This window comes from Ralstonia sp. RRA (genome assembly GCF_037023145.1).
In the GTDB taxonomy this organism is placed as follows: domain Bacteria; phylum Pseudomonadota; class Gammaproteobacteria; order Burkholderiales; family Burkholderiaceae; genus Ralstonia.
In genome coordinates, this window is the sequence record NZ_CP146091.1 from 1,912,274 (window position 1) to 1,934,439 (window position 22,166).

Here is a 22,166-nt window from a genome sequence, read left to right on the forward strand (position 1 = left end):
TGCGGCCGATATGCAGATGAACCAATTGTGGCGAACTGTTCTTATGACGAAAACGAATATTTACGCATGTGCATCATCGTTCTAGATATAAGGAGTGCTCGGTAAGACATCCCACTGTGCTTGCCAGTCTGCGCCATCACGGGTGGCGTCTTGTGCACATGCACGGCCGATCAGGCGATCGAGCAGCGCAAGGCCGGCGTCCCATTCGCCCAGGTTGGAGTCGGCGTTGATGTGGCCGGCCTCCCCCGCATCGACCAGTTCGACGCCCCAGCGCGAGCCCCAGTCGACGGCGTAGCAGTGCGGCATCCACGGATCATTGCGGCTGGCAACGAGCACGGCGGGAAACGGCAAGGTGCGCTGCGGTAGCAGATCGCGCACGCCAAATTTGTCCGGATCGGCCGGCGCGACGAGCAGGATGCCGGCGACCGAATTGCGGGCGCCTTGTGCCTGGGTGGCCCAATGAATCGATGCCAGGCAGCCGAAGCTGTGCGCCACGAGAATCACCCGGCGCTTGTGGCGAGACGCGGCACGCTCGGCCAACGCAGCGCGCACCGTTTCACCCACGCGCGCAGACCAGCGCGGCAGCTCGGGCGTCGACCAATCTGTCTGTTCGACACGACGCCATTCCGGAAAGCGCGCCTCCCAGCGCGTCTGCCAGTGTCCGGGGCCGCTGCCATGCAGACCGGGCACCGTGACGATTGCCACATCGGCCGGCCAGTGCCAATCGCGCGTCGCGCGTTTGCCCGGCGAGGTATCGGGCGAAGTTGCCAATGCGCTGCGTGCCATGAAACCTTCCTTGGGGCCGCCCGCCGGGTGACCCGGCGAGGCCGCTATTCAATGAGAGAAAAACCTGCGCATTGCTGCTGCACCAGCGGCGCCTGCGCCATCGGTGCGCGCGTGGATGACGCCAGCACCAGGGGCTCGGGCGCAGCCACAGGCTCCGGCTCCGGCTCCGCGCCGGGCAATACGCTGCCCTGCACGTGGGTGATACCGGCTGCACGCGCCAGTTCCAGGTCGCTCGGGCGCTCGCAGCGGCGCAGGGTCAGCGTGATGCCCAGCTCGCGCGCAGATTCGGCCAGCGACACCACGTGCCGCGTCACCCAATCGCGCCGCGCATCGAGCTTCAGATACGCGGGCTTCGCATGTACCAGCAATGCGCCCGCTTCCGCCGGGTCTGACGCCTGCACCGCTACGGCAAAGCCGTTGCGCCGGTAGTTGTCCACCACGAACAGCAGCAGACCCAGATCGTCATTGGCCGTGGACGGCACCTGGATGACGAACTGCTCCGGCGACAGCCCCAGCGCCACCACCGCGCGGTGGAACGCCTTGCCGTGGTCGGCCGCCACCGCCGCCAGCAGGCGGCCGTGCACGTTGACGACCAGCCGCCGCGCATCGGTGCGGGCAAAGTAGTTGAGCGTATGCACCAGCCGGCACAGGCGATCGAGTTCCACCAGCGTGCTGTCGTCCGACGCCAGCGAGAACAGCTTCCACGGGTTCAGGCCCAGATCGCCGTCGCGCGTCCACGTGCGCATGAGCGCTTCGTGGCCGGCGAGCGCCAGCGTGCCGTCAGCGGCAAGCTGCCAGACCGGTTCAAACAGGCTGGTGAGCGAGCTGTGGAAGAACTGGCCCTGCACGCGGCCGCTGGCGTCGCGCCACAGTTGGCGGTCCGGCGTCGGGGCACTCGGCAGGGTGCCGAGAAATTGTGCGAGTGCGGTGGTGTGCATGAGACTCATGGGATGGGGCTCCTGGATGTTCCTACTAGGTCGCCGTCTCCTCCCCGTCCTTACAGTTTGGCGATCGAGACTTCTGTCGCCTTCACCAGCGCAACCACTTCACTGCCGATCTTGAGGCCGAGGCTATCGACCGAGCGCGTGGTGATGACCGAAGTGACGATGCCGGCCGGGGTCTCCACATCGATCTCCGAGAGCACATCGCCCCGGATGATCTCTTTGAGCTGCCCACGAAATTGGTTGCGTACGTTAATCGCTTGGATAGTCATGATGTTCCTTCTTAGATGACAACGGCACTACGTGCCAATGAATGTTTTCAGGAGAAAGGTTTGCGGCGTCTTACACCGCCCAGCGCACGGCCGTGGCCGACACGTCCAGGGGTGATGTCCACGCCGTGTGCGAGCGCACATCGGTCACCTCATTGGCCACCTCATTCGGATCGATCTTGCGCTGCATCACACGGTTGAGGATGGCCTCTTCCAGCCGTGCAAACGCGGGCGAACCCCGGTGGCGCGGGCGCGGCAAGTCGATACGTTCATCCAGCGCGATGCGGCCGTCTTCGATCAGCACCACACGGTCAGCCAGTGCCACTGCCTCGGCCACGTCGTGCGTGACCAGCACGGCGGTAAAGCCCAGGCGCTGCCACAGGCCTTCGATCAGGTTCTGCATGTCGATGCGGGTGAGCGCATCGAGCGCGCCCAGCGGTTCATCCAGCAGCAGCAGGCGTGGGCGGTGCACCAATGCACGGGCCAACGCCACACGCTGGCGTTGCCCACCCGACAGGCGTGCCGGCCACTCACCTGCCCGCTCCTCCAGGCCCACTTGCGCTAGCACTTCAGCAGCTTGCGCACGCTGCGTTTTCGGCAAGCCGAGGGCTACGTTGTCGAGCACCTTCTTCCACGGCAGCAGGCGTGCGTCCTGGAACATCACACGGGCATCGTCATGCAGACCATCTTCGGCATCACCATCGCGGCGCAGGTGGCCATCGTCGACACCTTCCAGCCCAGCAATCAACCGCAGCAGCGTGCTCTTGCCGCAGCCGCTGCGCCCGACGATGACGACAAACTCGCCCGGCGTAATCTCAAGATCGATGCCGTGCAGCACTTCACGATCGCCATAACGTTTGACGACGTGTTCGATGTGCAAGGCCGTGCCGGCCAGCGCGGCGTGTTCGGTAGCGTTGCTTTGCATCATGTTCTCCTCAGGCAGCCGCTTGATAGCCGGGGTGCCAGCGCAGCCAGAAGCGCTCCAGGGCACGCGACAGCAAGTCAGCCAGCTTGCCCAGCAGCGCGTAGAGCAGGATGCCAAGCAGCACCACGTCGGTCTGCAGGAACTCGCGCGCATTCATCGTCATGTAGCCAATGCCGGCTTGTGCGGAGACCGTCTCAGCGACGATCAACGTCACCCACATCAGCCCCAACGAGAACCGCACGCCCACCAGGATCTGCGGCAGCGCACCGGGCAAGATCACCTCGCGATACAGCTGCGCACGCGACAGACCATAGCTGCGCGCCATCTCCACCAGCGCAGGATCGACCGAGCGGATGCCGTGATACGTGTTCAGGTAGATCGGGAAGAACACGCCCAGCGACACCAGAAACAGCTTGGCCGATTCATCAATACCGAACCACAGAATCACCAGCGGAATCAGCGCCAGTACGGGGATGTTGCGGATCATCTGCAGCGTGGTGTCGAGCAGTGTCTCAGCGGTGCGGAACGTGCCGGTCAGCAGCCCCAGCGCCAGCCCGAGCGAGCCGCCAATCGCAAAGCCCAGCAGTGCGCGCCACGTGCTCACCGCCACGTGCGTCCACAACTCACCCGAGCGCGCGAGCGCAATGGCGGATTTGGCCACGTCCGGCGGCGCCGGCAGGATGCGGTTCGACAGCCAGCCCCATTGCGCCGACGCCTGCCACAGCACCAGCAGCACCAGCGGCACGATCCACGGCGTCAGACGCTTGCGCGCCGCACGCAGGAAGGTGTTCTGTTTTGATGCCATGCGCCTGCCCCTTCAGCTTGCTGCCACTTTGGGCACGATGCCGGTGGCGATCACCTCGCCAAACGGCCCGTTCAGCACGTTGCCCGGCAGCTTTTCACGCACCGAGCGCGGCAGCAGCGGGAACACCAGTTCGGCAAAGCGGTACGCCTCTTCCAGATGCGGGTAGCCGGAGAGCACGAACGTATCGATGCCCAGATCGGCGTATTCCTTCATGCGCGCGGCCACCGTTTGCGGATCGCCCACCAGCGCCGTGCCGGCACCGCCGCGCACCAGACCCACGCCTGCCCACAGGTTCGGGCTGATTTCCAGATCGGCACGGCTGCGCTTGGCACCGCCTGCGTGCAGGGCAGCCATGCGCTGCTGGCCGGCCGAATCCATCTTGCGGAAGGCTTCCTGCGCGCGGGCGACGGTGTCGTCATCCAGCTTGCTGATCAGCTTGTCCGCGGCTTGCCAGGCTTCCTCGTCCGTCTCGCGCACGATCACGTGGAGGCGGATGCCGAAGCGCACCGTGCGGCCGTGCTTGGCGGCGCGCTTGCGCACGTCGGCCAGCTTCTCGGCCACGGCAGCAGGCGGTTCGCCCCAGGTGAGATACGTGTCGACCTGCTCTGCCGCCAGCTCATGCGCGGCTTCCGACGAGCCGCCGAAGTACACCGGCGGATGCGGCTTCTGCACAGGCGGGTACAGCACCTTTGCGCCCTTCACGCTCAGGTGCTTGCCGGTGTAGTCCAGCGCCGCGCCCTCATGGCTCGCGGCCAGCGTCTCGCGCCAGATGCGGATGAACTCTTCCGAGGCTTCGTAGCGTTCTGCGTGATTGAGGAACAGACCATCGCCCTCCAGCTCAGCCGGGTCGCCACCCGTCACAAGATTCACCAGCAGGCGACCTTGCGAGAGGCGGTCGTACGTAGCGGCCATGCGAGCAGCCAGCGTCGGTGCCATCAGGCCGGGGCGCACGGCCACCAGAAAGCGCAGGCGCTTCGTCACCGGAATCAGGCTGGCGGCGACGATCCACGGGTCTTCGCACGAGCGGCCGGTGGGGATCAGCACGCCCTCGTAGCCGAGCGTGTCGGCGGCCACGGCCACCTGCTGCAGATAGGTTTGATCAACTTGGCGCGCGCCTTCGGCAGTACCGAGATAGCGACTGTCGCCGTGGGTGGGGATGAACCAGAAGACTTGCATGATGGTTTCCTTGGATTGTGTTGTTCTCAGATCAACTCACGCGCGAGCGATGGCCAACTGCGCCGGCGTCGGATGCCACACGATGTCCAGCGGCTTGACCGCACGCGGAATCAGCCCGAGCCCGTGGAAGGCATCCGCCACGCGCTGCTGCTCGGCAATCGCCTCTGGCGTGACGGGCCGCACAGGCGACGGCGGCCGGCGCGACAGGAACAGATGCACCGTCGCCAGCGACAGCCCAGAGAACTCCGCAATGCGCTGCGCAGCCTCCTTGCGGTTCTCCTGCACAAGCCGATCCGCGCGCGACAGCTCCGCAAAGATCGCGGCGATGGCGTCGCCATGCTTCTCGGTGAACGCGGTCGGCGCGAAGTAGAACGAGTTGTTGGACGACAACGTGCGGCCCGTCGCCAGCACGCGCGGCTTGATGGCGAGTTCCGTGGCGGCGTAGTACGGATCCCAGATGCCCCAGGCGTCCACGGCGCCGCGCTCAAAGGCGGCACGTGCGTCGGCGGGCGTCAGGTACACGGGCTGGATGTCGGCAAAGGTCAGGCCGCCCTTCTGCAGGCCGCGCACGATCAGGAAATGCGCGCTCGACCCCTTCTGCAACGCGACACGCTTGCCCTTCAGGTCCGCCAGCGTCTTGAGCGACGAGTCCTGCTGCACGAGGATGGCCGAACTGTCCGGCTTGGGCGGCTCCACGCCCACGTAGCGCAAGTCCTTGCCCGCCGCCTGCGCAAACACGGGCGGCGTATCGCCGGTAATCGCCAAGTCCAGGCTGCCGGCGGACAACGCTTCCAGTTGCTGCGGCCCGGCCGGAAACTCCAGCCAACTCACCTTCGTGCCCGGAAAGCGCTGCTCCAGCGCGCGGTTCTCCTTGACGATGACGAGGTTGACCGCGCTCTTCTGAAAGCCAATGCGCAGTTGCGCGGGCGGCGCGATCTTCGGCAGGTTGGCAGGGGCGCCGGCAGCGTTCGCAGCATGCGCGACGGAGCCCAGCGCCGCCAGCGATGCCCCGGCGGCCGAGGCCGTCAGCAAACGGCGGCGTTGAATATCAATGGTCATGGCGATCAGCGAGCTGCTTGTTGCGTGGTCGGTTGCGCGTTCGGATTCCAGGCGGAATCCGCCACCTTCACCGGGCGCGGGATCAGCTTGAGCGCGTGGAACGTGTCGGCAATGCGTTGCTGATCCGCCAGGGCTTCCGCACTGACCGGCTGGATGCCGTAAACAATGCGCGAGACCGAACGGGTCACCACTGCTGGCTCCAGACCCAGTTGCGGGCCGAGGATGGTCGTCACGTCTTTCGGGTTGGCCGCGGCCCACGTGTCGGTCTTCTTGAGCTCATCGAGCACGATGTTCAGCACATCGGGCCGCGCAGATGCATAGCCCTTCGATGCCAGGAAGTACTGCGAGTTGTTGACCACGCCCGTGCCGTCAGCCAGCACACGTGCGCCGAGCTGCTGCTCGGCAGCCGCAAAGAACGGGTCCCAGATCACCCAGGCATCAATGGCGCCGCGCTCGAAGGCGGCACGTGCATCGGCGGGCGTCAGGTAGACGGGCTGGATGTCGCTGTAGGGCACGTTGGCCTTCTCCAGCAGCTTGACCAGCAGGTAGTGCACGTTCGAGCCCTTGTTGAAGGCAACGCGCTTGCCTTTCAGATCCGTCACGCTCTTGAGCGGCGAATTCTTGGGCACGATGATCGCCTCGCCGGCCGGTGCGGGCGGTTGGTTGCCGACGTAGACGAGGTGAGCACCGGCGGCCAGCGCGAAGATCGGTGGCGCTTCGCCCGTGGTGCCGAAGTCGACGGCCCCCACGTTCAGGCCTTCGAGCAATTGCGGGCCAGCCGGAAACTCCGTCCACTTCACTTCAATGCCTTGCGAAGCGAGGCGCTTTTCCAGCGTGCCGCGCGCCTTGAGCACAGTCAGCGTGCCGTATTTCTGATAGCCGATGCGGAGCTGCTTTGCAGCGGTTGGGGGCGGCGTATCGCTATTGGCAAACGCGGCCGGTGCACCCAACGTGGCGAGCAGCGTGGCGGCAATGGTCAGGGTCCTGCGCAGGGGCGAGTGGGCTTTCATGATTCAGTCGATCAGGGATGTAAGGGCGGCACGATCCGCGCGCAGGCGCTGCGCGGCATGACAACAACGGGAAAGCGTCGGGGACGCGTCGGCGATGCAAGCGGTGCGCTCAGCGCACCCGCTATGGCATCAAGCCAGACATCGCATTCGTTCTGCGCCGGCGGTCTGGAACGTGGCGCGTACCGCGCTGCGGCTGGAGACGATCACCTGCGCAACGGCAGGGTGCCGGGCCAGCGCAAGCGCCTGGTGCACGCGCTCCACACCGTCATCGAGACGCTGTTGCAGCGACGGCTCCACCGTGAGGCCATCGTCTTCCACCACGATCTGCGAATCGACCGCAAAGATGCCGGGCAGGATCGAGCGCGCGGCGAGTGCCGTCAGCACCGGGCGCAACGCATAGTCGATCGCCAGCGTGTGGGCGAGGCTGCCGCCGGTGGCAATCGGCAGCACGACCTTGTCGCGCAGCCCGCTCTGCGGCAGCAGATCGAGAAACGTTTTGAGCAGGCCGCTGTAAGCCGCCTTGTAGACCGGCGTGGCCAGAATCACCACCCCAGCCGCTTCCACCCGCGCCACCGCATTCGCGATGGCGGGGTCGGACACCTGCGCGCCCAGCAGCGCATCGGCCGGCAGGCTACGCAGGTCCAGGTGGTCCGCTGTCTCACCGGCGCGTTCGAGCTGCGCACGTACATGGCCCAGCAGGCGCGCGGACTTCGATTGCGCCGAAGGGCTGCCGGAGATGGTGAGAATACTCATGATGCGGACACACCTGTGGGTTGCTTGGGCTTACTTGCCCGGTTGATAGAGCTGATCAAACTGGCCGCCATCGGCAAAGTGCGTCTTCTGCGCCTTCTGCCAGCCGCCGAACGTGTCGTCGATGGTCACCAGCTTCACCTTCGGGAATTCGCTCTCGTGCTTCTTGGCCACCGCCGGGTCGGTCGGGCGATAGAAATTCTTCGCGCCAATCTCTTGCCCTTGCGGCGTGTACAGGAACTTGAGATACGCCTCGGCCGCCTTGCGCGTGCCCTTCTTGTCGGCCACCTTGTCCACCACCGCCACCGGCGGCTCGGCCAGGATGGAAATCGACGGCACCACCACGTCAAACTTGTCCTTGCCTTCCACGCGCGCAGCCAGCAGCGCCTCGTCTTCCCATGCGATCAGCACATCACCAATCCCGCGTTCCGTGAAGGTGGTCGTGGCACCGCGCGCGCCCGAATCCAGCACCGGCACGTTCTTATAGAGCTTCTGCACAAAGTCCTTGGCCGTCGCGTCCGAGCCGCCCGGCTGCTTGAGCGCATAGGCCCAGGCGGCCAGATAGTTCCAGCGTGCACCGCCCGAGGTCTTCGGGTTGGGCGTGATCACGGCAATGCCGGGCTTGACCAGGTCGTTCCAATCCTTGATGCCCTTCGGGTTGCCCTTGCGCACCAGGAACACGATGGTGGACGTGTACGGCGACGCGTTGTTCGGCAGGCGCTTCTGCCAATCCTTGGCCGTCAGGCCCTTCTCTGCAATGGCGTCGATGTCGTAGCCGAGTGCCAGCGTCACCACATCGGCATCCAGCCCGTCGATCACCGAGCGGGCCTGCTTGCCCGAACCGCCGTGTGAGGCGCGCAGGGTGATGTCTTCACCCGTCTCGGCTTTCCACTTCTTGGCGAATTCGGTGTTGATTTCCTTGTACAGCTCGCGCGTCGGGTCATACGACACGTTCAGCAGCGTCGTTGCCGCGTGCGCGCCTACGGTTCCCCCCGCCACAATGGCAGCCGCGATGGCGTTGAAGACAAACTTGCGAATCATCTTGCTGGCTCCGTTTCTTGCATCTTATGGATTTGGATAGGAGCAAGACTACCGAGCGGGCCTTGTACGGGGAACGAATGGTTTCAGGGATTGTTCATCGTTTTTTGCATATAGAGGCGCACCCGTCATGTCGCCAATCTGCAGGGCCCTCAGCGTGTCCGCTTGCGGCCGTGCAGACCCAAGGTGACCGCCTCTTGGCCGTTGCGCCATCAGGCCGATCGGGTGGGTCTTGGCGACGACCGTCCTATAGGCACCGCCAAGTTGATAGCATTGCACTTTCAGCCGCATCGACAGCCCCGCAGCCTATGAGTCGAAACGCCCTCCTCGTCCTCATCAAGATCGCACTCACCGTACCGGTGACATACGCGTTGGCTTACCCATTCTTTAACGCGTCCGCAACCGGGGGCGTTTTCAAGGAAGTTGAGTTGCTTGGCGTGTTCTGGGCCACTGTCCTTGTGATCGCTTTTCTCACATTGATTTTTCTGTATTGCCGCGATCTTTTTCGATCCCTTTCCTTGGTACGCCCAAGTGCGCGAACGGCATCCCCGCGAAGTGTTTGGCTCATGTTTCTGCTGCCCTACAACTTCGTTGAGGACTTTTTCATCATCGCTAACGTGGCAAATTCCTTGCGGAGCGAGGCGCAGCACAATCGTGCGCTTCATCCTTTCCAGCGTTTCGGCATGGTATCTGGCATGGGCTGGTGCACCGCACAGATCATCTCTTTGCTCCCAAACGACGTGGGGGCGATAGCGGGGGTTCTGGCCTTACCACTCTGGATCATTCACTGGCGATTCATCCGGCAGGTGAATCAGGCCTTGAGGAAAGCCGGCCGTGCCAGCATGAAAGCGAACCACGCCCTTGGCGACGCATGAATTCAAACGCTGGACGAGGACAAGCTCGCTCCGCTGGAGCGCTTATCCGGCCCTTGAGCGCGGGATAAGGCGAGGAGACACGAACGATAAACGCAAAAAATGCCGCTCTAGAGCCCTCCAGAGCGGCACTTCAGCCTTTAGCGCAGCCCTCAGTGCACCACGCGCTCAAACGTAAACTGCCCATCCCGATCATCCACCGGCACCACCTCCAGCACGTTGCGGCGCACCTTGTCGACATCGTGCGCGTTGTCGGTCAGGGCTTGCGTGTCGGCCACCAGCACGAACTGGCGGTGCGTTTCCTGGAGTTGAAGACGGGTCTGCAACAACCCGACGTAATGCCCAAGGTGCAGCGGCCCGGTCGGCCGATCACCGATTCGGCAAAAAACCCTACGAGGGTTGCCCGCTCGTAGGGTGAGGATCATCAATCGCTATCGCGTGGTTTAGCTGCTGGACGCAGATGGCTCGTCACGGTTCCACCAGCCGCCGCCCAGCGCCTGCAGCAGTGCCACCGAATCCGTGAAGCGATCCGCGCGGGCTTGCGCCACGCTCACCAGGGCCTGCTGATACGCCTGCTCCGCCTGCAGTACGGCCGGCGAGCCGACCATGCCGGCGGCCAGCTGGCGCTGCGCCATGTTCAGGCTCTTGCGGGCGGCCAGCTCGGCCTTATGTGCGCTTTGCAGCGAGCGCGCATCGGCCTGGATGGCATGCAGCGTATCTGCCACGTTCTGGAACGCCGTCAGTACGGTGCTGCGGTATTGCGCAGCTGCCTGGTCATACCGGGCCTCTGCCGCACGTTGTTGGTGCATCAGGCCGCCGCCACGGAAAATCGGCACCGCCAAGCCAGCCGAGAGGTTCCACAGGCCCGTGCCGCTGGTGAACAGCATGCGCAGCAATTCCTCCGCACTGCCCACGTTGCCCGTCAAGGTCACGCTGGGCAGGCGTGCTGCAATCGCCACGCCAATGTCTGCGCTGGCCGCATGCAGTTGCGCCTGAGCCGCCCGAATGTCGGGCCGCTGCTCAACCAGTTGTGACGGCAAGCTTAGCGGCAGTTCAGCCGGCAGATGCAATGCGTCCAACTCGAACCGCTGCGTGATCTCGTCGCTCGGGTAACGGCCAGCCAACACGGTGATGAGGTTGCGCTGCTGCGCCAGTTGCTTCTCAAGCGGGGGCAAGCTGGCCTCCATCTGCGCGAGCGCGGCTTCCTGCGCGGCCACATCGGCGCCGCCCAGCAGCCCTGCGTGTTGTTGCCTGCGGGTCGCCTCCAGCAACTGCTCGGCCACTCTCACGGCCTCCTGTGTCGCCTTGACCTGCGCACGCAACGCGGCCTCCTGGATGGCTGCGTTGACGACACTGGAAGTCAGCGTCAGGTAGGCGGCCTCGTACTCGAAGCGCGCCGCCTCCGTCTGGGCCGCGGTCGACTCAACCTGTCGCCGGACCCCGCCGAACACGTCCGGCATGTAGGACACCACCAGCTGCGACGTATGCAACGAATAGAGATCCGCGTTGGACTTGAGCGGGCTGGCGATCGCCTTGGCATTCCGTGTGCGTGACGAGTTGTGCGAACCATCCAGCGTTGGAAAGAAATCGGCCCGCTGCGCTGCCAGGTTTTCCTGGGCAGCACGCAGTGCGGCCTTGGCCGATTGCAGGTCGGGATTCGCCTTGAGGGCCTCCTCCACCAGCGCGTTCAACGCGTCTGAGCCAAACAGCGTCCACCACTTGGCCGAGACGGCCTGCCCTTGGTTCAGGCGTTGGGACTGCCCGTCTTGCGTTGGTGTCGCTACGGTGGGAGTGGGCTGGTTGGCTGTGTAGCCTGGCACATCCGGTGCCGCCGGGCGCTTGAAGTCCGGCCCTACGGCACAACCCGCGGCAGTCACCGACAGCACGACGCTGGCGGCAATACGTGTCATGCGGTTCATCACGACTCCCCTTCCGTTGCAACATAGGCGACCGGACCTTCCGGACGCTTGCGTCGGGCCGCTCGTTCTTCAATCAGGTAATACAGCGCGGGCAGCAGCACCAGCGTGAGCACGGTTGCGCTCACCAGGCCGCCCACCACCACGGTGGCCAGCGGCCGCTGCACATCGCTGCCAAGACCGTGTGCCAGCGCTGCGGGAATCAAACCCAGCGCAGCCACGGTGGCCGTCATCAGCACCGGGCGCATGCGCTCGCGCGCACCACACACCACGGCATCCTTCAGGCCGATGCCTGGCTGCCGTCGCCAACGGTTCAGGTTGGAAATCATGATGATGGCGTTGAGCACTGCCACCCCAAACAGCGCGATAAAGCCGACCGCAGACGACACATTCAACGTCATGCCGCGCAGGTGCAGCGCCACCAGCCCACCCAGCGTGGCCAACGGCACCGCGCACAGGATCAACGCTGGCTGGCGCAGGTTCTTGAACTCGGCAAACAACAGCACGAACATCAGCGCAAGCACCATCGGCAGAATCAGCGCCAGGCGGGCTTGCGCACGCTGCTGGTTCTCAAACTGGCCGCCCCACGCAATCTGGTTGCGCGTGTGGTCGTACTGGATCTCCTGGTCGATGCGCTGTTTGGCTTCGTCCAGGAATGAGGCCAGATCGCGCCCGCGCAGGTTCAGACGCACGGTCAGGTGGCGCTTGTTCATTTCTCGCGTGATCGTCGTTTCGCCCTCGGCAAAGCCCACCTTGGCGATCTGCGCCAGGGCAATGTGCGCCCCGTTGGCGGTGGTCAGCGTCAGGTTGCCGATGGCCTCGGGGTTGTTGCGCGAGGTGCCGACAAAGCGTGCGGCTACATCGTAGCTGCGGTCTTCCACGAACACCTTCGTGACCGGGCTGCCGCCAATGCCGGTCTGGATGAGATCCATCACGTCGGCAATGTTGATGCCCAGGCGGGCCGCTGCTGCGCGGTCCACATCGATGCGCACCTGCGGCAACGGCGGCTCCTGATCGATGATCACGTCCTGCGCGCCGGGCACGGTCTTGAGCAGGCGCTCGATCGACGTGGTCAACTGCCGGGTCTGCGCAAAGTCGTTGCCGTACACCTTGACCACCAGATCGCTGTGCGCACCGGCCAGCTTGTCGAGCACGCCATCGATCATCGGCTGCGAAAAGCCCACCTGAATGCCGGGCAACTGTTGGAAGCGCTCGGCCATCTTGGCAATCAACTCCTGCTTGTCGCGACCGGTCTTCCATTCGCTGTACGGGTGCAGCGTCACCGCGCTTTCAATGTGCGATGGCGAGAACGGGTCCGTCCCCTCATCATTGCGGCCGACCTGCGTGACGATGTGCTCGACCTCCGGAAACTCCCGTGCAGCCTCGCGCAGCTTGCCGGCCATCTCCGATGCCTTGTCCAGCGAAATGCCGGGCGGCAACGTCACCTGCAGCCAGATCGAGCCCTCATCCAGATACGGCAGGAAATCCCGCCCGATGGACGCGCCCAGGATCACCACACCGGCCAGCGTGGCCACAGCCAGGCCGATCATGGCGCGCGACTTGCCGACCACCCGGTTGAGCAAACCCTCATAACGCGGCGTCAGCCACTGCAGCACCGGGTTGTGGAACACCTTGGCCGGTTTGCGGTAAGCCCAGTACGCCAGGCCGGGCACCAGCAACAGCGCCACCAGCAACGCGCCAAACAGCGCAAACCCCACTGCAAACGCCATGGGCGAGAACAGTTTGTACTCAATGCGCTGGAAGGCAAACAGCGGCAGGTAGGCCACGATGATGACCACCATGCCGAAGAAGATCGGGCGCGTGACCTGACGTGCAGCGGCCATGATGTCGGCGCCATCCAGCTCGCGCCCTTCCTCTTCTTCACGCTTGCGCAGGATGTTTTCCATCATCACGATCGCACCGTCGACGATGATGCCGAAATCGATTGCGCCCAGCGACAGCAGGTTGGCCGGAATCTTGAAGTGGTGCATCAGGATGAACGCGGCCAGCAACGAGAACGGAATCGTCACCGCCACGATCAACGCCGCACGCGGGCTGCCCAGGAACAGCAGCAGCACCAGCGATACCAGCACCATGCCCTCGATCAGGGTCTTGCCAACGGTGTGGACGGTGGCCTCCACCAGCTTGCTGCGGTCGATATACGCCACCACCTTCACGTCCTTCGGCAGGATGTGCTCGTTGAGGTCGCGCACGGCCTCGTGCACCCCTTTCATGACGACTGAGGGGTTCTGGCCGCGCAGCAGCAGCGTGATGCCCTGGATCGTGTCGGGATTGCCGTCTCGCCCCAGAATGCCGTTGCGCTCGTGGTTACCCAGCATGACCTGACCGATGTCCTTGATCAGCACCGGCACGCCGCCCTTCTGGCTCACGACAACGTTGCCGAGGTCTTCCAGGTTGCGGATCAAGCCGACGCCGCGCACCACCAGGCCCTGCTCCCCGCGCTGCATGATGCTGCCGCCCGCGTTGGCGTTGTTGGCCTGGATGGCCTGCGAGATCTGGCTCAATGACACGCTGTACTTCGTCATCTTGGCCGGATCGAATTCGAGCATGAACTGCGTGGTCAGGCCGCCAAAGTTGGCGACATCCACCACGCCGGCCACCTGCTTCAGACGCGGGATGACCTTCCAGAACTGCAGTTCCGACAGCTCACGCAAGTCACGCGTCTTGGATTCGAGCGTGTAGCGGTAGATCTCGCCAATGGGCGACGTCAGCGGGTCCATGCCGGGCTTGGCGCCATAGGGCAAATCAACGCCGTTGATGCTTTCCTGCAGGCGCTGGCGCGACCAGTAGTCTTCCGCGCCGTCCTGAAACACCACGGTGATCAGCGACAGCCCGAACGTGCTCTTGGAGCGCATCACGTGCATGCCGGGCGTGCCCATGATGGCGCGCTCCAGCGGAATGGTGATCTGCTGCTCGACCTCTTCCGCCGCTAGACCATTGACCTGCGTCACGACCTGCGAGCTGGTGTCGGCAATATCGGGATAGGCTTCAAGCGGCAACTGCTTCCATGAATACCAGCCATACAGCGCCGCCATCAGGAAGACCAGCACGACAATGCCGCGCCGGTTGAAGCATAGGGTGACCAGACGTTCAATCATTGAGCAGTACCCCGTCCTTGGTCACCACGCGCTCACCGGCCTTCAGGCCTGCGAGGATCTCGATCTTGTCGCCAACCTGCGCACCCGTCTTGACCACGCGCGCCTGGAACTGCCACGGCGCCACCTCGACAAAGGTGCGCGTGTTGAAGCCCGACTGCACCAGCGCCGACATCGGCACGATCACGCCCGTGTGCGGCTGGCCCTGCAGCGTGGCCTGCGCAAACATGCCGGGCTTCAGGCGACCGTCCTTGTTGTCGAACACCATGCGCACCTTGACCGTGCGTGTATCCGGGTCGAGCATTTCGCCCACGTAGCGCACCTTGGCGGCCAGCGGTTCGGCGTAGGCATCCAACTTGACGGCAGCCGCTTGGCCAACGTAGACCTTGGACAGATCCTTCTCCTGCACGTTGGCCGTCACGAACACGCGGGACAGATCCGCCACCGTCATCACCGACGCATTGCTGTCGTTCCAGTACCCGCCGGTGGCGCCATTGAGTTCGACAACGCGGCCCGAGATGGGCGAGCGCACCGACAGGATGTGCCCGCCGGACACTTTGGCCCCGCCCTTGGCACCGAGCTGTGCCAGCTTGTTGTTGGCGCGCTCGGCCTCACTCACGGCCTGGGCGTAGTCGTTCTGGGCCTGTTCGAAATCGCGCCGGGGTGTGATCTCGGATTTGTCCAGCTCGTGCAGGCGGTCCAGGTTCTTTTTGGCCAGTACCAGCGCCGCTTGCGCCTTGGCTGCCGTACTGGTCGCCTCGGCCAAGTCCGCCGAGTCGAGCGTAAACAGCACGTCGCCAGCCTTGACCTCATCGCCCAATTGCTTGTTCAGGCTCACGATGCGGCCCGACAGCGGCGGCAACACCTTGACGAGCTTGCCCGGGTCGGCCTCCACCGAGGCCGGCAGCACAAACGCCGCAGAGACGGCATCTTCCGACGCGGCCGTCACCACCAGCGATCGGCGCAGCGGCGAAGCCTCCGGAACCACGATGCGGTCATCCTTGTGCTGAAGGGCCACCGCAGCCGGCGCACTGGGTTCCTTGGCATGCAGGGACAGTGCGCCCCACACGCACACACCGGCCACGGCTAACGTGATGGCGCTATAGAAAAGTCGTTTGGAAGAAGTCGAGGAGGCTTGCATGGCGTGCTCCGATACATGCGTGTTGATGTTCTGCGCATCCGCTCCATGAGGACGCGGTCGCCATGCTACGCAACGATGTTGCAGTGCAACCTGAATTCTTCTTCAGGAACATCAAACGGTCGCATTGCTAGAATCCCGCCGTCCCGCCGCCCTCATGCGCGCTATCCGATGAACATCCTGCTGATCGAAGACGACCGAAAAGCCGCCCGCCTGCTGGCACGAGGCTTGGAAGAAGAAGGCTTTACGGTGGCGCTTGCGCACGCGGCGGAAGAGGCACACGAGCCGATGATCCGCGCGGCCGATCTGGTCATCCTCGACTGGATGCTCCCCGGCAAAGAAGGTGTGACGTTTTGTGCCGAGTTGCGCGAGCGTGACATCCAGACCCCGATCCTGATGCTGACCGCGCGGGATGCCCACACCGACCGCATCACTGGCCTCAACACCGGCGCCGACGACTACCTGACCAAGCCGTTCGTGTTTGACGAGCTGCTGGCCCGCGTCCGCGCGCTGTTGCGTCGGGCCAGGCTGACGCCGGCGCCTGTGCTCGCCATTGGCGATCTGCGGCTCGAACCGTCCACGCGCCTGGTCACGCGAGCAGGCAACGCCATCGATCTCACGCCCAAGGAATACGCCCTGCTGGAGTTCCTGATGCGCCATGCCGGCGAGGTGGTCAGTCGCGTGCAGCTCGCTGAAAACATCTGGCATGCAGATCTCATCGCCATCGACAACCTGATCGACGTGCACATGAAGAACCTGCGCCGCAAGATCGACCCGCCCGATCTGCCTGCGCTCGTTCAAACCGTACGCGGACAGGGCTTTCGTCTGAGCACACCACCGGACCACCATGTTTAGTTTTCAGCGCCGTCTGATCCTCGCGCACTGGGCCGTGATCGTGATCGTTGTGACGGGCGTGGCCTTCGCCGCGTGGTGGGAGCTCTCGCGCATCGCCCATCGGCAACTGGATGCCGCGCTGCTGGCACTGGCCGAAACCGAGGCCGGCATGCTGCACGCCCGCCAGGGGCAGCCCATTCGCGTGCACGAAAAGCCGACCGGCACGGCACCGCCTTCCCTTGTGCGCCTGGACCGGCTTGTGCAGATCGTTGATGCACAGGGGGATGTCCTTGCGCGCAGTGCAAACCTGGGTACGACCCGTCTGCCGACGTCTCCGGCATTGCTCGGACGTCTCGCGCAAGGCGAAACGGTGTTCGAGACCCTGCAGGATTTCAGCGAAGAGCCGCTGCGCATGGTGTCGCTGCCGATACAAAACCACAATGCGCCCGGTACGCCGCCCTTGGTCATCCAGGTGGCGGGGTCGCTCGATGACGTCAATCGGATCCTGGAATCGGCCGTGGTGCTGTTTGTCGGGCTGGCCATCGCACTGCTGCTCGCTGTCGGCACGGCGGGCGCCATGCTCACGCAGCGCGTCTTTCGTGCCATCGACAACGTCGTCAAGCAAGCCCGCCGGATCGGTGACAACAACCTCGACGAGCGCCTGCCGCATCCCGGTACGTCTGACGACATCGGCAAACTCGTCGATACGCTCAACGACATGCTCGATCGCCTCGAACACGGCTTCGACATGCAGCGCCGCTTCACGGCCGATGCCTCGCACGAGTTGCGCTCACCGCTGTCGCGGCTGCGTACCGAGCTTGAGGTGACGCTGCGGCGCGAGCGTAGCCGCGAAGAATACGTCGAGACCCTGCACTCGTGCGTGGAAGAAGTCGGACGGCTCACGCAGATGGTGGAAGAACTGCTGATGCTCGCGCGCCTCGATGCCGGCCAGGACCAGGACATGCAGGAAGCTGTGCCAGTCATTGAACTCGTGCAGGCCTGCGTCAAGCGTGTCACCCCCGCAGCCCAGGATCGCGGCATCGTCCTGGTCACACAAGCGGGCACGAATCAGCCCATCCGGATCGCCCGTGCTCCGGCAACCCTGGCCCTGACCAATCTCCTGGACAACGCCGTCAAGTTTTCGCCAGCGGGAACCACGGTTGAGATTGCCTGGTCAGCCGAGCATGGCGACGCCGTCCTGCAAGTCAGCGACCATGGTCCAGGGATTCCGCCTGCCGAACTGCCACACATCTTCGAACGTTTCTACCGGGGCGCGCGGGCACGGGCGAGTGAGACGCCGGGTACGGGTCTTGGGTTGGCGCTTTCGCAGGCCATCGTGCAGGCACACGGTGGTCGAATCGACGCGGCAAATGCCCTGGAAGGCGGCGTGATTTTCCGCATCAGCCTGCCACGCATCGTCTGACAACACGTTGAAGGCATGAAAAAAGCCCGTCTTCGCAAGACGGGCTTTCTCAAACACAACACTGCGCGGCTTAGTGCACCACGCGCTCGAACGTGAAGTGGTCGTCGCGATAATCCACCGGCACCACATCCTTGGGCGAGTACTTGCCCTCCAGAATCATCCGCGCGACCGGGTTCTCGATCTGCTGCTGGATCGCCCGCTTCAGCGGACGCGCCCCAAACACCGGGTCGTAGCCCGCCGAGGCCAGCTTGGCCACCGCAGGATCGGTAATCTCCAGCGTCAGGTCCATATGCGCCAGACGTGCCGCCAACCGCTTGAGCTGGATGCGCGCGATCGACTCGATGTTGCGCTGGTCGAGCGAATGGAACACCACTACCTCGTCGATGCGGTTCAGGAACTCGGGGCGGAAATGCGTCTTCACTTCCTGCCACACCGCACCCTTCACCACATCGAACGGCTCGCCCGTCATCGACTGAATCAACTGCGAGCCGAGGTTGGACGTCATCACGATCACCGTGTTCTTGAAGTCCACCGTGCGGCCCTGGCCATCGGTCAGGCGGCCATCGTCCAGCACCTGCAGCAGCACGTTGAAGACGTCCGGGTGGGCCTTCTCGACTTCATCCAGCAACACCACGCTGTACGGCTTGCGACGCACGGCTTCGGTCAGATAACCGCCTTCCTCATAGCCGACGTAGCCCGGGGGCGCACCGATCAAACGGCTCACGGAATGCTTCTCCATGAACTCGCTCATATCGATGCGGATCAGGTGCTCTTCCGAATCGAACAGGAACCCGGCCAGCGCCTTGCACAGCTCGGTCTTGCCGACACCCGTCGGGCCCAGGAACAGGAACGAGCCGTAGGGCTTGTTCTCGTCCGAGATACCGGCGCGCGAGCGGCGGATGGCGTCGGACACCAGGCGCACGGCCTCGTCCTGGCCGACCACGCGCTCGTGCAGGCGGTCTTCCATCTTGAGCAGCTTCTCGCGCTCGCCGGTCATCATCTTCGACACGGGGATGCCCGTGGCTCGGCTGACGACTTCGGCAATCTCTTCGGCACCCACCTGCGTGCGCAGCAGCTTGTTCGGCTGCTTCTGGCCAGCGGTCTCCGCATCGGTCGCGGCCTTCAGCTTGCCTTCCAGCTCGGGCAGCTTGCCGTATTGCAGTTCGGCCACCTTGTCGAACTTGCCTTCGCGTTGCAGCTTGGCAATCTCAAGTTTGATCTTGTCGATCTCTTCCTTGAGCACAGCCGTGCCTTGCGCTGCGCCCTTCTCGGCTTTCCAGATTTCATCCAGATCGGCGTATTCCTTCTGCAGGCGTTCGATTTCCTGCTCGATCAGCTCCAGGCGCTTCTGCGAAGCTTCGTCGGTTTCCTTCTTCACCGCCTCGCGCTCGATCTTGAGCTGGATCAGGCGACGATCCAGTTTGTCCATCACCTCGGGCTTCGAGTCGATTTCCATCTTGATGCGCGCGGCCGCTTCGTCGATCAGATCGATGGCCTTGTCCGGCAGGAAGCGGTCGGTGATGTAGCGATGGCTAAGTTCTGCCGCCGCCACGATCGCCGGGTCGGTGATCTCCACGCCGTGGTGCAGTTCGTACTTCTCCTGCAGGCCACGCAGGATGGCGATGGTCGCCTCCACGCTCGGCTCATCCACGAGCACCTTCTGGAAGCGGCGCTCCAGCGCGGCATCCTTTTCGATGTACTTGCGGTATTCATCCAGCGTGGTCGCGCCGATGCAATGCAGCTCGCCGCGCGCCAGCGCCGGCTTAAGCATGTTGCCGGCATCCATCGCACCTTCGGCCTTGCCCGCGCCCACCATGGTGTGGATCTCGTCGATGAAGAGGATGGTCTGGCCCTCTTCCTTGGCGATGTCGTTGAGCACGGCCTTCAGGCGTTCTTCGAACTCGCCGCGATACTTGGCACCGGCCAGCAGGCCCGCCATATCCAGCACCAGCACGCGCTTGCCCTTCAGGCTTTCCGGCACCTCTTCGTTGACGATGCGCTGGGCCAGGCCTTCAACGATGGCCGTCTTGCCCACGCCCGGCTCGCCGATCAGCACCGGGTTGTTCTTGGTGCGGCGCTGCAGGATCTGGATGGCACGGCGGATTTCGTCATCACGGCCAATGACGGGATCGAGCTTGCCGCTACGGGCACGCTCGGTCAGGTCGATGGTGTACTTCTTGAGCGCCTCGCGCTGGCTTTCGGCCTCGGCACTGCCGACGGTCTGGCCGCCGCGCACGGCGTCGATGGCCGATTCGAGCGGCTTGCGCGACAGGCCATGTTCGCGCGCAATGCGGCCGGCCTCGCCCTTGTCATCGGCGGCGGCCAGCAGGAACAGCTCGCTGGCGATGAACTGGTCGCCGCGCTTGATGCCTTCTTTTTCGGTCTGCTGCAACAAGCTGCCCAGGTCACGGCCGACCTGCACCTGTTCGCCCCCCTGCACCTGCGGCAGGTGCTTGATGGCACGGTCCAGCGCCGTATCCAGCGCACCCGTGTTGACGCCCGCGCGGGCCAGCAGGTTCTTGGTAGCCCCATCCGGCTGGCGGAGCATCGCCAGCAGCAGGTGGATCGGTTCAATGTACGGATTGTCGTTGCCCAGCGCCAGGCTCTGCGCGTCGGCCAGCGCTTCCTGGAAGCGGGTGGTCAGTTTGTCCAAACGCATGTAAAACCCCTTGCGGAAATTATTCACTTGTTCCGAAAGATAGGGAGCTTCGGTGGCATTTCAAGCACGCAATCGCCGGTTTTCATGCAGATTTGCGCCAGCGCAAGCGGCGGCGCGCCTGCCGGTCGCGTCGCGGCCCCAAGTGCACGGAAATCGTCTTGCCGAGGGTCCCCACGGGGTTCAGGATCGCCGCACCGTGGCCTGTGCGCCGCATGCCATGTGAGCCGGACTGCCCATGCAAGCGACGCCGATTAGCTGAACGTACGCACCGTCCAGAGACCCAGCATCGTGAGGAAGAGCGAGCCGCCCAGATGCGCCACGATGTGCAGTGCACCTATGACGTAGTCGCCGGCCAGAATATTGGCGACGACCTCGCTGGAAAACGTGGAGAACGTCGTCAGGCCGCCAAGGAAACCGGTAATGGCAAACAGGCGCCATTCCGGTGGCAACCCGACATGCGCATCGAAAAAGCCGACCGCGACGCCAATCAGATAGCCGCCTACCAGATTGGCGGCCAGCGTGCCGTATGGCAACGCCGGATTGATCGCGTTCCACAACACCGCAAACCCCCAGCGCAGCCATGCCCCCAACGCAGCGCCCACGCCGACTGCCAGAAAGCCCATTCCGCCCATGCGCTCGCGTCCTTATTCGTAGTCGTTGGGTTGCGCCGATGCGTCGGGCGGATTGGCCGTGCTTGCCGCGGCATTGGTGGTGGTGATACCCCAGCGGGCAAGCGCCTTGTCATCGGTCACGCGGGCATCGACCCAGCGTGCGCCAGCGGGCGTCTGTTCCTTCTTCCAGAACGGCGCCTCGCTCTTGAGGTAATCCATGATGAATTCGCACGCGGCAAAGGACTCGCCGCGGTGCTTGGAAGCGACCGCCACCAGCACGATCTGGTCTTCCGGCCTGAGTTTGCCAACACGGTGGATGACCAGTGCGTCGATCAGCTCCCAGCGCTGCTGGGCCGCGCTCACGATGTTGGCGAGCGCCTTCTCGGTCATGCCGGGATAGTGCTCCAGCTCCATCTCCGACACACCGGTGCCGTCGTTGATGTCGCGCACGGTACCGATGAAGCTGGCCACCGCGCCGATGTTCGGGCGGCCGGCGCGGAGTGCGGCAATTTCGGCGCCGAGGTCAAAGTCGGCTTCCTGTACACGGACAGTCATGGTGGCTCTCCTCCGCTCAGCCGCCAGTGACGGGCGGGAAGAATGCGACTTCGCAGCCCTCGTGAATCGCGGTATCGGCAGGCACGATCTGGTGGTCCACCGCCATGCGCAGGGCACGGCCTTCAGCCAAGACCTCGGCCCATACCGGGCCACGCGCCATCAACCAGTGGCGCACGTCACCCGCTGTGCGCAAGGTGTCTGGCACGGTCACCGCCTCCTGCGAAGTTCCCAGTTGCTCACGCACGCTGGCAAAGAAACGAAGCTCGATCTGCATGGCCATCGC

At 64.2% G+C, this 22,166-nt stretch carries 20 protein-coding genes and 1 pseudogene; 3 read left to right on the forward strand and 18 right to left on the reverse strand.

Going from position 1 to position 22,166, the window contains the following annotated elements; all coding sequences use genetic code 11:
* Positions 1-81: 81 nt before the first annotated feature.
* The 10 genes from V6657_RS09405 to V6657_RS09450 form a co-directional block, all read right to left on the reverse strand.
* Positions 82-786, reverse strand: a complete 705-nt coding sequence (locus V6657_RS09405; protein ID WP_048932239.1) for an alpha/beta fold hydrolase — start codon at positions 784-786, stop codon at positions 82-84.
* Positions 787-830: 44 nt separating this feature from the next.
* A complete protein-coding gene (locus V6657_RS09410; protein WP_048932238.1) occupies positions 831-1,733 on the reverse strand; it encodes an EAL domain-containing protein in 903 nt (300 codons plus the stop codon).
* A 50-nt stretch (positions 1,734-1,783) separates the two neighbouring features.
* On the reverse strand, positions 1,784-1,999 hold the full coding sequence (locus tag V6657_RS09415; protein ID WP_048932237.1) for a molybdopterin-binding protein: 216 nt from the start codon (positions 1,997-1,999) through the stop codon (positions 1,784-1,786).
* Between the two features lie 70 nt (positions 2,000-2,069).
* Positions 2,070-2,921, reverse strand: coding sequence for an ATP-binding cassette domain-containing protein (locus V6657_RS09420; RefSeq protein ID WP_048932236.1), 852 nt, complete (start codon positions 2,919-2,921; stop codon positions 2,070-2,072).
* 10 nt (positions 2,922-2,931) lie between these two features.
* Positions 2,932-3,726, reverse strand: coding sequence for an aliphatic sulfonate ABC transporter permease SsuC (gene ssuC / locus V6657_RS09425; RefSeq protein WP_048932235.1), 795 nt, complete (start codon positions 3,724-3,726; stop codon positions 2,932-2,934).
* Between the two features lie 12 nt (positions 3,727-3,738).
* Positions 3,739-4,902 (reverse strand): FMNH2-dependent alkanesulfonate monooxygenase, encoded by a 1,164-nt coding sequence (gene ssuD / locus V6657_RS09430; protein ID WP_048932234.1) that lies wholly within the window; start codon positions 4,900-4,902, stop codon positions 3,739-3,741.
* A gap of 36 nt (positions 4,903-4,938) precedes the next feature.
* The gene (locus V6657_RS09435) at positions 4,939-5,961 is read right to left on the reverse strand and encodes a sulfonate ABC transporter substrate-binding protein (RefSeq protein ID WP_048932233.1); all 1,023 of its coding nucleotides are present in this window, start codon (positions 5,959-5,961) and stop codon (positions 4,939-4,941) included.
* Positions 5,962-5,966: 5 nt separating this feature from the next.
* Complete coding sequence (locus V6657_RS09440) at positions 5,967-6,971, reverse strand: sulfonate ABC transporter substrate-binding protein (RefSeq protein WP_048932232.1); 1,005 nt, start codon at positions 6,969-6,971, stop codon at positions 5,967-5,969.
* A gap of 129 nt (positions 6,972-7,100) precedes the next feature.
* Entirely contained in the window at positions 7,101-7,724 is a 624-nt protein-coding gene (ssuE, locus tag V6657_RS09445; RefSeq protein ID WP_048932231.1) for an NADPH-dependent FMN reductase, read from the reverse strand.
* Positions 7,725-7,754: 30 nt separating this feature from the next.
* On the reverse strand, positions 7,755-8,762 hold the full coding sequence (locus V6657_RS09450) for a sulfate ABC transporter substrate-binding protein (protein WP_048932230.1): 1,008 nt from the start codon (positions 8,760-8,762) through the stop codon (positions 7,755-7,757).
* Between the two features lie 305 nt (positions 8,763-9,067).
* Between V6657_RS09450 and V6657_RS09455 the strand changes: the two genes are divergently transcribed.
* Complete coding sequence (locus tag V6657_RS09455; RefSeq protein WP_048932229.1) at positions 9,068-9,634, forward strand: hypothetical protein; 567 nt, start codon at positions 9,068-9,070, stop codon at positions 9,632-9,634.
* Positions 9,635-9,837: 203 nt separating this feature from the next.
* Here V6657_RS09455 and V6657_RS09460 read toward each other — a convergent pair.
* The 4 genes and pseudogenes from V6657_RS09460 to V6657_RS09475 all read right to left on the reverse strand — a co-directional run.
* Positions 9,838-10,056: pseudogene (locus tag V6657_RS09460) on the reverse strand (tryptophan--tRNA ligase); the annotation flags it as partial.
* 18 nt (positions 10,057-10,074) lie between these two features.
* Positions 10,075-11,550 (reverse strand): efflux transporter outer membrane subunit, encoded by a 1,476-nt coding sequence (locus V6657_RS09465; RefSeq protein WP_048932228.1) that lies wholly within the window; start codon positions 11,548-11,550, stop codon positions 10,075-10,077.
* Complete coding sequence (locus V6657_RS09470) at positions 11,550-14,666, reverse strand: CusA/CzcA family heavy metal efflux RND transporter (RefSeq protein WP_048932227.1); 3,117 nt, start codon at positions 14,664-14,666, stop codon at positions 11,550-11,552. Before V6657_RS09470 ends, V6657_RS09465 begins: the two co-directional genes overlap by 1 nt.
* The gene (locus tag V6657_RS09475; protein WP_048932226.1) at positions 14,659-15,804 is read right to left on the reverse strand and encodes an efflux RND transporter periplasmic adaptor subunit; all 1,146 of its coding nucleotides are present in this window, start codon (positions 15,802-15,804) and stop codon (positions 14,659-14,661) included. The genes V6657_RS09470 and V6657_RS09475 overlap by 8 nt, the downstream gene beginning before the upstream one ends.
* A 168-nt stretch (positions 15,805-15,972) precedes the next feature.
* On the opposite strand from V6657_RS09475, the gene V6657_RS09480 reads away from it, so the two are divergent.
* Positions 15,973-16,656 carry a response regulator transcription factor gene (locus tag V6657_RS09480; protein ID WP_048932225.1) on the forward strand — a complete coding sequence of 228 codons (684 nt, stop codon included), beginning with the start codon at positions 15,973-15,975 and terminating at the stop codon, positions 16,654-16,656.
* Positions 16,649-18,058 (forward strand): ATP-binding protein, encoded by a 1,410-nt coding sequence (locus tag V6657_RS09485; RefSeq protein ID WP_048932224.1) that lies wholly within the window; start codon positions 16,649-16,651, stop codon positions 18,056-18,058. The genes V6657_RS09480 and V6657_RS09485 overlap by 8 nt, the downstream gene beginning before the upstream one ends.
* A gap of 70 nt (positions 18,059-18,128) precedes the next feature.
* Here V6657_RS09485 and clpB read toward each other — a convergent pair whose 3' ends face one another.
* From clpB to moaD, 4 genes are all read right to left on the reverse strand, one after another.
* Positions 18,129-20,717: an ATP-dependent chaperone ClpB gene (gene clpB / locus V6657_RS09490; protein ID WP_048932223.1), complete on the reverse strand. Its 2,589-nt coding sequence runs from the start codon at positions 20,715-20,717 to the stop codon at positions 18,129-18,131.
* A gap of 251 nt (positions 20,718-20,968) precedes the next feature.
* Positions 20,969-21,349: a fluoride efflux transporter CrcB gene (gene crcB, locus V6657_RS09495; RefSeq protein ID WP_048932222.1), complete on the reverse strand. Its 381-nt coding sequence runs from the start codon at positions 21,347-21,349 to the stop codon at positions 20,969-20,971.
* Between the two features lie 12 nt (positions 21,350-21,361).
* Positions 21,362-21,883, reverse strand: a complete 522-nt coding sequence (locus V6657_RS09500; RefSeq protein WP_048932221.1) for a molybdenum cofactor biosynthesis protein MoaE — start codon at positions 21,881-21,883, stop codon at positions 21,362-21,364.
* A 16-nt stretch (positions 21,884-21,899) separates the two neighbouring features.
* Complete coding sequence (moaD, locus tag V6657_RS09505; RefSeq protein WP_048932364.1) at positions 21,900-22,157, reverse strand: molybdopterin converting factor subunit 1; 258 nt, start codon at positions 22,155-22,157, stop codon at positions 21,900-21,902.
* Positions 22,158-22,166: the final 9 nt, after the last annotated feature.

What these genes read in the sequence shown, in the direction of transcription:
- V6657_RS09410 (WP_048932238.1), bottom strand. Translation starts at nt 1,733, where the DNA reads ATGAGTCTCATGCACACCACCGCACTCGCACAATTTCTCGGCACCCTG.
- V6657_RS09475 (WP_048932226.1), bottom strand. Translation starts at nt 15,804, where the DNA reads ATGCAAGCCTCCTCGACTTCTTCCAAACGACTTTTCTATAGCGCCATC.
- crcB (WP_048932222.1), bottom strand. Translation starts at nt 21,349, where the DNA reads ATGGGCGGAATGGGCTTTCTGGCAGTCGGCGTGGGCGCTGCGTTGGGG.
- clpB (WP_048932223.1), bottom strand. Translation starts at nt 20,717, where the DNA reads ATGCGTTTGGACAAACTGACCACCCGCTTCCAGGAAGCGCTGGCCGAC.
- V6657_RS09455 (WP_048932229.1), top strand. Translation starts at nt 9,068, where the DNA reads ATGAGTCGAAACGCCCTCCTCGTCCTCATCAAGATCGCACTCACCGTA.
- V6657_RS09485 (WP_048932224.1), top strand. Translation starts at nt 16,649, where the DNA reads ATGTTTAGTTTTCAGCGCCGTCTGATCCTCGCGCACTGGGCCGTGATC.
- V6657_RS09480 (WP_048932225.1), top strand. Translation starts at nt 15,973, where the DNA reads ATGAACATCCTGCTGATCGAAGACGACCGAAAAGCCGCCCGCCTGCTG.
- V6657_RS09470 (WP_048932227.1), bottom strand. Translation starts at nt 14,666, where the DNA reads ATGATTGAACGTCTGGTCACCCTATGCTTCAACCGGCGCGGCATTGTC.
- V6657_RS09415 (WP_048932237.1), bottom strand. Translation starts at nt 1,999, where the DNA reads ATGACTATCCAAGCGATTAACGTACGCAACCAATTTCGTGGGCAGCTC.
- V6657_RS09405 (WP_048932239.1), bottom strand. Translation starts at nt 786, where the DNA reads ATGGCACGCAGCGCATTGGCAACTTCGCCCGATACCTCGCCGGGCAAA.
- ssuD (WP_048932234.1), bottom strand. Translation starts at nt 4,902, where the DNA reads ATGCAAGTCTTCTGGTTCATCCCCACCCACGGCGACAGTCGCTATCTC.
- V6657_RS09420 (WP_048932236.1), bottom strand. Translation starts at nt 2,921, where the DNA reads ATGCAAAGCAACGCTACCGAACACGCCGCGCTGGCCGGCACGGCCTTG.
- V6657_RS09450 (WP_048932230.1), bottom strand. Translation starts at nt 8,762, where the DNA reads ATGATTCGCAAGTTTGTCTTCAACGCCATCGCGGCTGCCATTGTGGCG.
- V6657_RS09465 (WP_048932228.1), bottom strand. Translation starts at nt 11,550, where the DNA reads ATGAACCGCATGACACGTATTGCCGCCAGCGTCGTGCTGTCGGTGACT.
- V6657_RS09440 (WP_048932232.1), bottom strand. Translation starts at nt 6,971, where the DNA reads ATGAAAGCCCACTCGCCCCTGCGCAGGACCCTGACCATTGCCGCCACG.
- ssuE (WP_048932231.1), bottom strand. Translation starts at nt 7,724, where the DNA reads ATGAGTATTCTCACCATCTCCGGCAGCCCTTCGGCGCAATCGAAGTCC.
- V6657_RS09435 (WP_048932233.1), bottom strand. Translation starts at nt 5,961, where the DNA reads ATGACCATTGATATTCAACGCCGCCGTTTGCTGACGGCCTCGGCCGCC.
- V6657_RS09500 (WP_048932221.1), bottom strand. Translation starts at nt 21,883, where the DNA reads ATGACTGTCCGTGTACAGGAAGCCGACTTTGACCTCGGCGCCGAAATT.
- ssuC (WP_048932235.1), bottom strand. Translation starts at nt 3,726, where the DNA reads ATGGCATCAAAACAGAACACCTTCCTGCGTGCGGCGCGCAAGCGTCTG.
- moaD (WP_048932364.1), bottom strand. Translation starts at nt 22,157, where the DNA reads ATGCAGATCGAGCTTCGTTTCTTTGCCAGCGTGCGTGAGCAACTGGGA.